This window comes from Micromonospora avicenniae (assembly GCF_900156065.1).
Classification (GTDB): domain Bacteria; phylum Actinomycetota; class Actinomycetes; order Mycobacteriales; family Micromonosporaceae; genus Micromonospora; species Micromonospora avicenniae.
Genome location: NZ_FTNF01000032.1, coordinates 36,314 through 48,632, shown reverse-complemented (window position 1 = coordinate 48,632; position 12,319 = coordinate 36,314). Strand labels below are relative to the sequence as shown.

Below are 12,319 nucleotides of genomic sequence, written 5' to 3'. Positions count from 1 at the left end.
CGCTTCATCGACCCGGCGTGGTTGGTCGAGTTCGAGATCGACGCCGTCGTGGCGACGAGCGACCGTGCCGCCGCCCCGGCGTCCTGATCTGCCGCTGGTCGGGCGTCGCGTCGTCCTGTCGTGACCGTGGTCGGATGCCTGCCACTACACGACACTGGGTGCTCGGAACCTTGCCCGGACTACCCTCATTGGCGTGCCCTTTGATGATCTTCCGTTGCCTCCCGATTGCGAAGCGGTTACGGCCTGGGCTGGTACTGGGCGGGTGGTGCGTGCCACCGAGCTGGACGTGGCGACGTGGCGGATTCCCGAGCCGCAGAAGGCAGCGCTGGTCTCCTCTGGCGTACCGCTGATCGATGACCTCGTGTGTGCGGTGTCATTCCACGCGGAGCCGACGATGTACCGGTTGGCGAACTCCGACGACCTGGACTGGGTGTACGGCGGCGCGCCGGGGACCGGTGAGGTGGAGGCGCGGTCGTCGGACGGCAGCTCGACCGGTGGCTCTACTGATGGATGCAGACATCCACTTCTGCCGCTGAGCCGCATTTGGCGGTGCTGATCGGCGCCCCTCGCGTCCGGCGTGAGGAGCCCCGATCAGGCGCTCACCGCGTCCGGCGGGATCGCACGGCGATCGCCGCGCACACCAGGGCGACCACCAGCGAGGCGACGGACAGTCCGACCGCCCACCGGCTTCCCGCATCCGACTGCGCCGTGGGCGCGCTGTCCACGGCCACCGCCGCCTGCTCGGTGCCCGCCGCCGGGGACGATGCCGCATTCGCCTCGGCCACGAGCCGGAGCACCGGCGCGGGCCGTTCCGGCTCGTCGGTACCGGAGGCCGGCTCCTGGATCCACCGCACGACCTCGCCGTTGCTGTAGTGCTGCAGCGTCTTGAACACCAACTGGTCGGCTGCGGGCAGCGGTCCGGCGCTCACCGAGAACTCGTCGTACTCACCCGGTTTGATCGCCGACTGCGGATCCGCCGCAGTCCAGGTGATCTTGTCGATGACCTCGCTGATCTGCGCGCCGTGCGCCTCGATCGGTGTGGTCAGCTTCTTCTTCGTGATCTCGTACGACCAACCGGCGTGCGGCTTCACCGAGAGCGAGGCCAGTGGGGAGTCGGCCGGGAACTGCACCTCGACCTTGGTGGTGCTCGCGTCGTCGCTCTCGGTGGGAATCCGGAACGTCAGGGCGGCGTAACCGCCCTGGGTGGCCGTGCCCGGGTTGACCGTCACGTGCGCGAACGCCGCGGCCGGTAGGACGCCGACGAGGCAGGCCGCCACGCCTACGGTTACGAGGCCACGTACAACTCGGCGGAGCATGCGCATTCCCCAGCTTCCTATCGATCGACAGTATGACTAGCCGAGACGGGCCAGCGTGGTCTTCATCAACGCCTTGACCTTCTCGTCGGAGTCGGCGCGCTTGCCCACGGACTTGATCTGCGTGTAGCCGACGTAGATGATGGCGTTCGCCTTGCGCACCACGACGGTGACCAGGTCGTCGTAGGTCTCCGGGTTCACCTCCGGGGGCGAGGTGTGTACGAGATGCTGCGCGAACCCCTTCCACCCGTTGATCTCGATCGGCCGACTGCCGACCTTGTACTCACCCACGACGGTCGGCGGTCCGCCGAGCACGCTGAACGTCGCCGGGCACTTGTTGGCCTCGGCCACGACGGCGTTCATCGTGTCGTCCACGAGCGAGGAGCTCTGGAAGACCACCGCGCCCTGGGTGACGACCGGCAGCGACGACGGCCCCACCTTCTGAGGCGCGACGATGGTACGTCCGGTCGGATTCCCACCCACCGGCTCGATCGCCGGCTCCACGGCGACCTCGACGTTTTCGGAACGTTGGACGTACGGGCAGGTCGGGATGCTGTTCGGGGGCGTGTAGATGACGTGCGAGGAGTGGCCCTCGTCCTCGATCTCGATCGCGCCGTCGCCCAGGTCCTCGGGGCTGACCAGGCCGGAGCGGACCGAGTCCACGGTGTAGGGGGGCTTGGTCACGGGTGCCGGGCCCTCGCTGGAGCAGCCCGCCAGCACGCCGAGGGCGAGCAAGCCGGCGGCGATCGTGGTCGGCCGGCCCCGGGACGCGTTTCGGTAAGCGCCTCGCATGTGTTACCTACCTTTCAGCGTGCCGTGAACGGGACGCGCACGGGTGTCTCGTCGAAGTCGGAGACTCGGATGTCCAGCCGCAGCACCCACTCCCCCGGGAAGGGGATGGACATCGAGTTCGCCACGTAGTGACCGGGTTCGGCCGCGGTGACGGTGACCGGCAGTGCCGGGACGTCGCGGTCGGGTGATTCGAGCTGACCGGAGACCTCGGGTACCGCGACCAGCGAGCCGTCCGGGCCGGTGAGGTAGATGTCGGCCACGTTGTCGCCGGACCGCGCCGGCTCGATGTTCACCTCGATCGAGGCGTCCCGCAGCCCGGCGGCCGACTCGGCCGCGGCGGCGGGAACGGGGACGGTGGTGTGCACCGGCGGCGCGTAGCTGGTGCGGGCCGGGGCGGTGTTGACGAGCACTGCCGTGATCGACACGACGGCTACCCCGAGCAGGATCTCTCCCACGACCGAGCGGCGCAGCCGGCGCACCGCGGCGGCGGGGGCGGCGTCGAGGCCGAGGGGCTCGCGGCCGCGCCGCCGTACGAACCGCCGCGCTCCGGCGGCGAGACCCACCACGGCGAGGACGACGGCGAGCTTGCCGAGGAGCAGCCGGCCGAAGTCGGTCGCGCCGAGCGCGGCCCACGTCCCCACCTGCCGCCAGGCCAGGTAGACGCCGGTCGCCGCGATCACCGCGAAGCAGACCTGCGCGAGCCCGGAGAACCTGGGCAGCGCGGGCGCCAGGGTGACGGCTCGGCTGGACTCCCGCCTGCCGGCCGGGATGAGGACGCAGGCCGCGAGCGTGATCAGGCCGCCCAGCCACAGGGCCATGGCCAGTAGGTGCAGGCTGGTCGCCGGCACGGCCAGCCAGGTCTGCACGCCGGTCTGCGCGTGATCCGTCAGCGTCCAGGTCAGCGGCAGGGCGACGGCGCCGACCGCGGCGACCGCGGGCAGCACGATCCGGCGGGTGGCGTCGGCCGCTCCGGCCGTCCCGGTAGCCGCCTCCTCGGCGATCGCCGTCGCGGTGCTCGCCGTCCCGGCGGTTGCCTCCTCGGCGATCGCCGTCCGGGTAGCCGCCTTCTCGGCGATCGCCGTCGCGGTGGTCGCCGTCCCAGCGGTCGCCGTCCCGGCGGCTGTGGCAGGAGCGGTGGTGGTCGCTGTCGCGGTGGTAGCAGGGTGTGACCCGTGGCGTACGGCGAGCCCGAACAGCACGCCGAGGGCGAGCACGATCACCAGCCGCGCCAGCAGCGCGTGGCCCAACCGGATGGACAGTGCCGCGCCGAGCAGGTCCGGGTCGAACACTCCGGCCAGCGACGTGCCGGCGGCGTACGGCCCCTGCACGAGCAGGACCACCACGGTGCCGGCGGCCAGCACGGCGAATCCCGACCACACGATGCGCCGGCCGCGGCGGTCGGTGCGGCCGGTGGGCCAGAGCACCGCCACGAACAGCCCGCCACCGAGGGCGAGGGCCATCCCGAGGAAGGCCAGGGCACGGCCGACCGCGTCGACGACGACTACGGCACGGTGGGCGTCCTGCTCCACCGGGGCGGCCGTCGCGCTCGGATGGCCGATGCTGAACGTCAGCGCGCCCGACACCACGTGCGAGTCCGCGGAGGTGACCCGCCAGGCCAGGACGTACGTTCCCTCGGCCAGGTCCGCGGGCAGGCCGACCTGCGCCGTGTTGGCCTTCCCGTCCACGTGACCGACAGTCCCGATCGTCAGCTTCTCCGCGTTGGTGTCGAGCAGCTGGATCGACCGCTCGTTGAAGCTGACCGCCTCGTTGAAGCGGAGTTGGACCTCCGCCGGGGGCGAGGCCAGCACCTCGCCGTCGACCGGCGAGGTCTCCACCAGGTAGGCGTGGGCGTACGCCGGCTGTGCGGTGGACGCCAGGTTGGTGACCAGGCCGCCGGTCGCGAGGAGGAGGACCACCGTCATCCGCGTGACCAGCCGGGCCCAGCGATGGCCTGCGAGTCGAATCCTGTGCGTCATCCGGCTCAGTCCGTACGCAGCTTGCTGGCCAGGGTGAACGTGCCGCCCTGGACCTGGGCGATGACGTAGTTGTCGTACGTCATCGAGTGATCGGCGGCGAAGCGGAGCACCCCGGTGAAGGTGGTGAAGTCCTCGAGCCGCGGGATGTTGTCGACGACCCTCGAGGGTGCCGTGTCCCCTGCCTGGCGCACCGCCTGCGCCAGCGCGCGGAGCGCGTCGTAGGCCTGCATGGCGTCCCGGCCCGGGTCCCGCCGGTAACGGTCCTTGAAGCGGGCGGCCCAGTCCGCCGCCGTCGGGAGAAGCTTCGGGCCCGCGGCCGTGGTGAGGAATGCGTCCTCGGCCGCCCCGCCGGCAGCCTGCAGAAACTCGGGGCTGTCCGACTCGGAGGAGGCCATGAAATTGCCGGTGTAGCCGGCCTGGCGTAGTGCGCTCACCAGTCGTCCACCTGGTTGCGCTGCCCCCGTCCAGTAGACGAAGTCCGCCTTGGCGGCGGTAACGGCGCCGGCAAGCTTCGCGAGATCCGGACCAGCGGTGCTCCGCCTGCTCACCGGCAGGCCGTCGGCCTTGATCCGGTCGACCACCAGGCCGGACAGCCGCTGTGCGGCCGGCGAGCCGTCATCGAGCACCGCCACCTGCTGCGCGCTCCGGTAGCCCATCCAGTGCACCGCGGCCAGCGCCTCTTGATAGACCGTCGCCTCCATCGGGAACACCGACGGCACGCCTGCTTCGATCAGCCGGTCGGCGGGGGCGGAGGAGACCAGGAACGGCGTGCCGGCCGCGGCCACGGTCTTGGCCGCCGCCACCGCCGCGTCCTCACACAGTCCGCCGACCATCCCCACGACCTTCTTGGCGGCCAGGCCCGTCGCGGCCTGCTCGCCGGTCGCCGCCGTGCAGCCGCCGTCCTCGACGACCACCTTCACCTGCCGACCCAGAACCCCGCCCTGATCGTTGAGCTCAGCGGCAGCCAGCTGCGCCCCGTCGACGAGGTCCTGCCCACGCTCAGCCAGGTCGCCGGACAGCGGGGCCAGCACCCCGAACGTGATCTCGCCCCGCAGCTTCGGGGCGCCCCCGCCCTCGCCCCCGCCCTCGTCAGAGCCGGAGCACGCGCCGAGTAGGCCGCTCACCAGCAGCGCGGCCGCGCCCAGCGCGACCGAGCGCACGGCACCTCTGCGTCGCACCGTTCTACCTCCAGATCCGTCACCACCGAAAGCCGGCCCGGGCGCAGCGTCGCCGCGCTCGGGCCGGTGCTTTCGTTCAGACGGTTACTTGTCGCACGAGTTCCAACAGATCTTGTCGTCCGGTGCGCCGGCCAGCTTGCCGTCGAACCGCAGGACGTCGACGCCCCGGTTGTAGTCCGCGACGTAGACCAGCCCGTTGTGCCAGTAGACGGCCGACGCCGAACCGCCGGTCACACCCTCGCCTGCCGGCACCCGGAAGTAGCCGACCTGGGTCGGGTTCTTCGGGTCCGACACGTCGATGAAGCGGGTGCCCTGCCCGTACCACCCCTGCGCCACGATGTTGCCGTTCACCGTGAACCAGTGCGCGGAGCAGCTACCGGTGGTGGCCGAGCCCTCCTTGCCCCACGGCGACCAGTGGCTGATCAGGTCCAGCCGGAACGGATTCTCCGGCGTGGAACGCCAGCCCTCGCCGTCGTAGCTGCCCTTCAACGAGGCGATCTTGAACTCGCCCGCCCGGGAGCAGGTCGTGATGTTCTCGTTGGTGATGTAGAGCAGCTCACCCTTGTCGAAGTCGCCGACCTTCTCCGTGTTGTGGTACGCGTTGTGGTCGAAGAAGTCGAAGAACTCGGTGCCCGCCGGGTTGGTGGCCACGACGGTCCCGCCCGCGTACGGCACCGGGTCGTACGCCGTCGCGACGCGGTTGCGCTTCTGCACCGGGTCGTAATGCCGGCCCTCGGTCCAGTAGCCGCGCACGCCACCCTCACCGGAGGCCCAGGCGATGCCGTTCTTGTCGACGTCGACGCTGTGCACGTAGTCGGTGACCCCGTCGTGCCGACCCAGATCGACCGCCTGGTCGAAGGTGTACGGGTGCTTGATGTCGTGGATGTCGGTCACCCGCACCGGCACACCCTTCCAGGAGGGGTCCTGGCCCGGCGTACCCGTGTTGGCCGGACCGACCGACCAGAGGTACTTGCAGTCGTTGATGCAGGTGGCGGTGTGCCCGGCCGGAATCGGGTGGAAGGTGACGACTTCCGGCTTCCACGGATTCTTGACATCGACGATGTACACGCCGGACTGGCCGGTCGAGACGGTGCCACCGAAGCCACGCGGGTCCCGGGTGAGGAAGACCAGCTTGCGCTTCGGGTCGACGGTCATGTTCTCGCCTTCCCAGAACCTGTCCTGGGTGTCCCCCGGCAGGCGCAGCTCGGCCGCCGTGATCTTCGAGACCAGGGCCGGGTGCTTGGGGTCCTTCAGCGACCAGACGGCCAGACCGCCGGTGCCGTTGGCGAACATGAAGTCGTAGCCGTACTTGTCGTAGTTGATGAAGTTCAGCGCCGAGTAGCCGCTGACTCCCCTGACGTTGTCGATGAACGTGACGTTGCCTGCGACGGCGGTCGTCGGCTCATTGTGGACGTCGTCCAGGACCGTCCCGCCGTGGGCGGAGTTGTCCGACGGGCTCGATCCCGGCCCGGCGGCGAATGCCGCGCCGGCCGCACCGAGCTGCACTGCCAGAGCCGCCGCCAGAGCGACCGCGCCCGCGACGAGGGGCTTCGCTTTCACCACACTTCTCCCTTGGCAATTCTCCCTTGGTGACTCTCAGCGCAGCTTGGACACCGCGCAGCCGAAGAGCGCACGGAGCATGACACTAAGGACGGCATGAGCGGGACGTCATGCGGCAGTTGTCGAGGAAGGCGACCCCGCCGCTACGTCAATCGTCGTGATCATGCAAAGCCGCACGTCAGCCGAGCTCTGCACGCGATTCCCGGCGGCAGCGTACGGTGACTGCCCGAGTACGCCGAGCACGCTCCCACGGCCGGCTCCGGCCGGCGCGAGGCCGGTCCCCTACATCAAGTGCCGGACAGCCGGTGGGGAGCCGGCATCGGCAGCGGACTCGTGCACGCCGCGCCGAGGCGATGCCGGCGCGGTCACCCGGGCCGAGCGGAAGCCGTGGTGATCGCCGGAAACCCGGCTCAACCGAGTCCGGCGAAACCTCGGACCGCGCTGCGCCGGGGACGGGTCATCGGCTGACCGCCTTGGGGCAGCGCCAGACCCGGCAGGGTCAGCGCCACCCGGGCCAGCGTGGCCGCGACCGGATGACAGAGCGCTGCACCACCCCCGAGACGTCCCGCGCGGGCCTTCACCCCCGCCCTGACGGACGGAGCACCGGCCCGCATCTCGGTAGCCACAACATCCGGACTCGCCCCGTCCGCGTGCGGGCGTGCGGTATACGACTCAGAGCCAGCCGCGGCGTTCCGCCAGGCTGCCGGCTTGGAACCGGCTCGACGCTCCGAGCTCGGTCATCAGGCGCTGAAGCCGGCGGTAGGTGGTCCGAGTGCTCCAGCCGTTCACGCGCGCGATGGCTGAGTCGGTCAACCCCGCCATCATCATCTTGCAAAGGGACCGGGTTTCCTCGTCCGGCCCTGGGACGCCCCCATCGAGCGGAGCGGCCTGGGCCCATTCGCCCTCGAACAGGGCTTCGAGGGCGGTGAGCAGCGGGGAGCGCCGCACGAGGTAGGCGACCTGCAGGCCGCTGCGGCTGAGGTCGAACGGGATGAGGGCGTCCTGGTCGTCGCGGATGATCAGCTTGATGGGCAGGGTCGGCCGGGTTCGGGCTTCTTCGCCGCCGCGTACGGCGGGCAGGATGTCGGTTTCCAGCTTCTGGGGCCAGGTGACCGCGTCCAGGCTGTAGATCACGCGGTGCGTCACGCCGTCGTTCTGGTGGCGGGCGATCTGCGCCTGGGTGTTCCTGGCGGCGCCTTCACCCCCGGGCGCCTCGTAGTAGGGCGGCGTGTCGAACACCCGGACCTGATGGAGCGCCTCGGATTCCAGGTGCGCGACGGCCGCAGCGATCGCTTCCCGGCCGGTCAACTGCTCGATCACGAGCTCGGGGCTCGCCCGGTGTGCGCTGCGGTGGATCTCCGACAGCGAGTGGACTTTGGCGCGCGCTGCGCTCAGCTCGCGTTCCCGCTGCTGCACGAGCTGGTTGATCGCGATGTCCGGGGGAGCGGCCAGGTACCGCGCCGGCCTGCCGCTGCGGGCCACCAGGTGCTTCGCGCAGAGCGCGGCGAGGGTCCGCTGCAAGGGGCCCGCCGGGGTTGACAGGTGGTCGGCGAGCGCCGCGACCGTCGACCCCGGCAGGGCTACCAGCGCTTCGTAGACCCGCTCCTCGTCGACGGACAACCCCAGGACCGCGAGCTCCATCGTCGAGATTGTGCCACGTGGCAGTGAGCAGCCACGAGGGAATCTTGTGGCGGATGATGCCGGCTGGCACTGTTCGGCCGCAGTGGCGCTCATCGACGTGCGCCGGCGCGGAAAGGAACCCCGCTATTGAAAACCTCACGCATGCGTCGCGCCATCGCGACGGCCGCCTGCCTCGCGTTGTCACTCAGCTCGATCATCGTTCCCGGCGAGGCGTCGGCCGCTCCCGGCGGAACATCGGGACGCGCGGCCCCGCAGACCCACACCGTCACCCTGATCACCGGCGATGTCGTCACGGTGAACGCGACCGGCGACGCAGGTGACAGCGGGGGGACGATCTCGGTCGAGGGACCGGACGGCGAACCCGCCGACGCGAGGATCCTGGCCTCGGCGGGAGACGTGTACGTCTACCCGTACTCGGCGGTGTCCTACCTTGCCAAGGGTGTGCTCGACCGGCGGCTCTTCAACGTCACGGAACTGATCGCCGACGGCTACGACGACGCTCACCGCGGCGACCTGCCCCTGATCGTCTCCTACGCCGCCCAGTCGCCGGGGTTCCGCGCGAACACCGCCCCGCGGGGATCGGCGCTGGTCCGAACGCTCCCGAGTGTCGACGGCGCCGCCATCACCGCCAGCCGCGCGAACGCGCGAGACTTCTGGGCCGCGGTGACGGCAGGAACGACCGCGGCGGGAGTGGCCCGATCCGCAGCCCCGACGTTCGCGAACGGCATCAAGCAGATCTGGCTCGACGGCAAGGTCTACCCGGAGCTGGCCGAATCGGTCGGGCAGATCGGCGCGCCGGAGGTTTGGGCCGGCGGCGACACCGGGCAGGGCGTCGATGTCGCGGTCCTCGACACGGGTGTGGACGAAGGCCACCCCGATCTGGCCGGACGCATCGTCGACACCCGCAGCTTCATCCCCGGCGAGGGCGTCGAGGACGTCCACGGCCACGGCACCCACGTCGCCTCCACCATCGCCGGTACGGGCGCCGCGTCCGGCGGCACGGAGAAGGGGGTCGCCCCCGGCGCTCGCCTGCACATCGGGAAGGTGCTGGCGAACTCCGGCTCCGGCACCGACTCCCAGGTCCTCGCCGGCATGGAGTGGGCGGCGGTGGAGGAGCAGGCCAAGATCATCAACATGAGCCTGGGTTCGCAGGAGCCCTCCGACGGCACGGATCCGTTGTCGCAGGCCGTGAACCGGCTCAGCGCGCAGACCGGCGCGCTGTTCGTGATCGCGGCGGGCAACACCTCCGGCCCCGGCACCGTCAGCTCGCCCGGTGCCGCCGACGCGGCCCTCACCGTGGGCGCGGTGGACAGCGGTGACCGCCTCGCCGAGTTCTCGAGCCAGGGTCCCCGAGTCGGCGACGGCGCGCTCAAGCCGGAGATCACCGCCCCCGGCGTCGACATCCTGGCGGCGCGGTCGCAGTACACCTCCGAAGGGGATGGCCCCTACCAGACGATGAGCGGCACGTCGATGGCCACGCCGCACGTGGTCGGTGCCGCCGCGCTACTCGCCTCGAAGCACCCCGAGCTCACCGGCGCCCAGTTGAAGGACCTGCTGACCAGCACCGCCAAGCAGACCCCCGACTACACCGCGTTCCAGGCCGGCAGCGGCCGCGTGGACGTCGCAGCCGCCGCCCGCGCCGGGATCTTCGCTTCGGCCACCGCGTCCGCCGGGCAGAACGCGGCCGACCCCGTCAGCCGCCCGGTGACGTACACCAACCTCGGCGCCACGCCGGTGACTCTCGCCCTGTCGATCGCGGCGCCCGTCGTGCCCGAGGGGATGTTCCGGCTCTCGACCGACCGGGTCACCGTGCCCGCGCACGGCACCACCTCGGTCACCGTGACCATCGATCCGCACGCCGCGTCCGGCGGTTCCAACAGTTTCAGCGCCCAGATCCTGGCCACCGGACCGGACGGCGGGCTCGCCGCGCACACGGCTGTCTCGCTCGGCGCGCTGGCGCACCGGATGACCATCAGCGTCAAGGACGCCGCGGGCCTACCCGCGTCCGCCTTCGTCATCGTGCTCCGGGCGGGCGACCCGACCCCGATTCCGGTCCCGGTCAATGGCACCGTCAGCTTCTACACTCCGGAAGACCAGTACTCGGCGCTCGGTTATCTGACCGTGCCCGGCGTCCACGGTTCGAATTCACAGGGGCTGGCGCTGCTCGGCGATCCCGACTTCACGTTTGACGGGGACCGCACGATCACGCTGGACGCCCGCCACGTCCGGCTGGTCGATGAGACCACCCCGCAGCCGGGCGTCCCCAGCTACCTGCGGCTCGAGTACTCGCGGATGCTCCACGAGGACGGCCGCTGGCACGACTTCGGTCTCGCTGGCACGGGCTTCGACAGCCTGTGGATCCAGCCACAGGGCAAGGTGACGCACGGCGACTTCGTCCTCGGTGCAAGGTGGCGCAAGGAGCAGCCGGCGCTGACGGTGTCCGTGCGGGGGACCGAATACACCGATGTCCTCCGGCAGTCGGGCGTCACCCCGCTGCCCGAAGGGACCCGCACCCTGCCGCTCGTCTTCGCGGGTGCCGGGGCGCCGGCGGACTACGCGGGCCTCGGCGCGCGGGGCAAGGCTGTGGTCATCCGGCGCGCCACGTCGGCGACCCCGGCCGCGCTCGCCGAGGCGGCGGCGGACGCCGGCGCCGAACTGCTGCTGGTGGCCAACGACCGTCCCGGGCGGCAGCGCCTGTACTTCGGGACGGACGCGCTCGACGTCGGGCTCCTCAGCCCCGACGAGGGCGCGAAGCTGATCGCCCAGGCCCAGCGGCCCGGCGCGATGCTGCGCACGGAGTCACACCCGACGCTGGCCTACCTCTACGACCTCATGCACACCTGGCACAACGAGGTGCCGAAGGACATGGTCGTGCGCGCGTCGGGCAGGAACCTCGCGCGCATCGACGAGACGTTCGCCGGTGCCGTCCCCAGTGGAGACGGTCAGGAATGGCGGTACGATTTCCCGGCGTACTCGGAGTGGGGGATCGGGAATTACGTCGCCATGGCCGCCAGCGGCCGCCGCACGGACTGGGTCACCACCGACGGCGCGAACCGGTGGGGCCACGAGGTCTACGACGGCCTCCTAAGCCAGTGGGGCGTCAGCCGGGCGTACGAACCCGGCACCGTGTCGAGCGACGAGTGGTTCACGCCCATCCAGCGGCCCTACCTCAACAACAACTACCTCGGGCCGACGCGTACGGACGACCAGATGCGGATCGACGTGCCGGGGTACGGCAACGCCGACCACGTCGGCGCGCTCTCGGACCGGCAGCACGCGAGTCAGACCGTGACCCTCTACCAGGGTGACACCCAGCTGGGCAGGTCCGACAACGGACTCGTCATCTATCCCACGGCCCCCAGCGCCGGACCGCTGCCGTACCGCCTGGTCGTCGTGAACCAGCGTGACGCGTCCGTCAGCCCCTACTCGTCCTCGACCACGACAGAGTGGAGGTTCACCTCCGCCGCCCCGAAGGTCACCGGCCAACGGGACCTGCTCCCGTTGCTGCAGATCCGCTACGACGTCGACCCGGACGCCTCCGGGTCCGTGCGCCGCGACGCGACATTCGGCGTGACGGTCGAACAACGCGCTCCCGTATCGGTCGGCCTGACCCCGGTATCGGTCGGTGGCGGGGGCACTCCTCGCTCGCCCCGCGTTGAGGTCTCCTACGACGGCGGCACCACCTGGTCCCGTCTCTCCGACGACCGCCAGGGCGCCTACCGGCTCAACGCACCGAAAAAGGCGCAGTTCGCCTCGCTGCGCGTAACCGCCACCGACTCCGCCGGCAACTCCGTCACCCAGACGATCCTCCGCGCCCTCGGACTCCGCTGACCTCTTTGACCCTTTGCTGACGTCCTGG

Annotated in this window: 8 protein-coding genes; 2 read left to right on the top strand and 6 right to left on the bottom strand. The window is 70.8% G+C overall.

All coding sequences use genetic code 11. The features are described from left to right. Window positions 1-193: 193 nt before the first annotated feature. Window positions 194-556 (top strand): SUKH-4 family immunity protein, encoded by a 363-nt coding sequence (locus BXA10_RS28460; RefSeq protein WP_175649336.1) that lies wholly within the window; start codon window positions 194-196, stop codon window positions 554-556. 43 nt (window positions 557-599) lie between these two features. Here the strand turns inward: BXA10_RS28460 and BXA10_RS28455 are convergent, their stop codons facing one another. The 6 genes from BXA10_RS28455 to BXA10_RS28430 form a co-directional block, all read right to left on the bottom strand. Further along, on the bottom strand, window positions 600-1,316 hold the full coding sequence (locus tag BXA10_RS28455) for a YcnI family copper-binding membrane protein (protein WP_139338207.1): 717 nt from the start codon (window positions 1,314-1,316) through the stop codon (window positions 600-602). 36 nt (window positions 1,317-1,352) lie between these two features. Then, on the bottom strand, window positions 1,353-2,105 hold the full coding sequence (locus BXA10_RS28450) for a hypothetical protein (protein ID WP_076473924.1): 753 nt from the start codon (window positions 2,103-2,105) through the stop codon (window positions 1,353-1,355). 14 nt (window positions 2,106-2,119) lie between these two features. After that, window positions 2,120-4,027, bottom strand: a complete 1,908-nt coding sequence (locus BXA10_RS28445; RefSeq protein WP_076473923.1) for a copper resistance CopC/CopD family protein — start codon at window positions 4,025-4,027, stop codon at window positions 2,120-2,122. Between the two features lie 59 nt (window positions 4,028-4,086). Next, on the bottom strand, window positions 4,087-5,259 hold the full coding sequence (locus tag BXA10_RS28440; protein WP_084753450.1) for a branched-chain amino acid ABC transporter substrate-binding protein: 1,173 nt from the start codon (window positions 5,257-5,259) through the stop codon (window positions 4,087-4,089). 84 nt (window positions 5,260-5,343) lie between these two features. Further along, window positions 5,344-6,819, bottom strand: a complete 1,476-nt coding sequence (locus BXA10_RS28435; protein WP_139338206.1) for an LVIVD repeat-containing protein — start codon at window positions 6,817-6,819, stop codon at window positions 5,344-5,346. A gap of 672 nt (window positions 6,820-7,491) precedes the next feature. Next, window positions 7,492-8,460: a helix-turn-helix domain-containing protein gene (locus BXA10_RS28430; RefSeq protein WP_076473920.1), complete on the bottom strand. Its 969-nt coding sequence runs from the start codon at window positions 8,458-8,460 to the stop codon at window positions 7,492-7,494. 141 nt (window positions 8,461-8,601) lie between these two features. Here BXA10_RS28430 and BXA10_RS28425 point away from each other — a divergent pair, with 141 nt between their 5' ends. Further along, the gene (locus BXA10_RS28425; RefSeq protein ID WP_084753448.1) at window positions 8,602-12,291 is read left to right on the top strand and encodes a S8 family serine peptidase; all 3,690 of its coding nucleotides are present in this window, start codon (window positions 8,602-8,604) and stop codon (window positions 12,289-12,291) included. Window positions 12,292-12,319 lie beyond the last annotated feature (28 nt).

What these genes read in the sequence shown, in the direction of transcription:
- BXA10_RS28425 (WP_084753448.1), top strand. Translation starts at nt 8,602, where the DNA reads ATGCGTCGCGCCATCGCGACGGCCGCCTGCCTCGCGTTGTCACTCAGC.
- BXA10_RS28455 (WP_139338207.1), bottom strand. Translation starts at nt 1,316, where the DNA reads ATGCTCCGCCGAGTTGTACGTGGCCTCGTAACCGTAGGCGTGGCGGCC.
- BXA10_RS28445 (WP_076473923.1), bottom strand. Translation starts at nt 4,027, where the DNA reads ATGACGGTGGTCCTCCTCCTCGCGACCGGCGGCCTGGTCACCAACCTG.
- BXA10_RS28430 (WP_076473920.1), bottom strand. Translation starts at nt 8,460, where the DNA reads ATGGAGCTCGCGGTCCTGGGGTTGTCCGTCGACGAGGAGCGGGTCTAC.
- BXA10_RS28450 (WP_076473924.1), bottom strand. Translation starts at nt 2,105, where the DNA reads ATGCGAGGCGCTTACCGAAACGCGTCCCGGGGCCGGCCGACCACGATC.